General features: G+C 60.4%; 1 protein-coding gene. It reads left to right on the top strand.

Annotated elements, in window-relative coordinates; all coding sequences use genetic code 11:
- The coding region (gene gmd / locus OOZ52_RS12815; protein WP_274698931.1) for a GDP-mannose 4,6-dehydratase at positions 1 to 1,060 on the top strand (1,060 nt) is incomplete at its 5' end.

Below are 1,060 nucleotides of genomic sequence, written 5' to 3'. Positions count from 1 at the left end.
AGCAAAAACAGCACTTATAACGGGAGTGACGGGACAGGATGGAGCCTATCTTTCGCATTTGTTGCTGGAGAAGGGTTACGAGGTTCACGGTGTGAAGCGTCGTTCGTCGAGCTTCAACACGGGGCGGATTGAGGACATTTACCAGGATCCGCACGTCGATAACCAGAAGTTCCACCTGCACTATGGTGATCTGACCGACAGCACCAACCTCATCCGTATCGTGCAGGAAGTGCAGCCGGACGAGATCTACAACCTTGCCGCCCAAAGCCATGTGGCCGTCAGCTTCGAGACGCCGGAATACACCGCCAATGCCGATGCCATCGGCACGCTGCGCCTGCTCGAGGCGATCCGCATCCTCGGGCTCGAGAAGAAGACGAAGTTCTACCAGGCCTCGACCAGTGAGCTCTACGGTCTGGTGCAGGAAGTCCCGCAGCGCGAGACGACGCCGTTCTATCCGCGCAGCCCCTATGCTGCTGCCAAGCTCTACGCCTACTGGATCACGGTGAACTACCGCGAGGCCTATGGCATCCATGCGAGCAACGGCATCCTGTTCAATCATGAAAGCCCGCTGCGCGGCGAGACCTTTGTCACCCGCAAGATCACCCGTGCGGCGGCTGCCATTGCGCTGGGCCGTCAGGACAAGCTCTATCTCGGCAATCTTGATGCCAAGCGCGACTGGGGCCATGCGCGCGAATATGTGCGCGGCATGTGGCTGATGATGCAGCAGGACGAGGCGGACGACTATGTGCTTGCCACCGGCGTCACCACCGAAGTGCGCGAGTTCGTGCGCTGGGCGTTTGAGGATGCGGGCATCCCGATCGAGTTCCGCGGCGAGGGTGTCGAGGAGAAGGGCTATGCCAAGGATGATGGCCGCTGCCTGATCGAGGTTGATCCGCGTTACTTCCGCCCGACCGAAGTCGAACTGCTGCTGGGCGATCCTGCCAAGGCGCAGGAAAAGCTCGGCTGGACCCACGAAACCTCCCCCCGCGAACTCGCACGCGAAATGGTCAGCGCCGACATGGAAACCATGAAAGCAGAACCCATCGCAGGCGGCGATTGA

It is taken from the genome of Aurantiacibacter sp. D1-12 (genome assembly GCF_028858515.1).
Taxonomy (GTDB): domain Bacteria; phylum Pseudomonadota; class Alphaproteobacteria; order Sphingomonadales; family Sphingomonadaceae; genus Alteraurantiacibacter.
The sequence above is the reverse complement of the archived record's forward strand: the minus strand, read 5'-3'. Positions and strand labels throughout refer to the sequence as shown.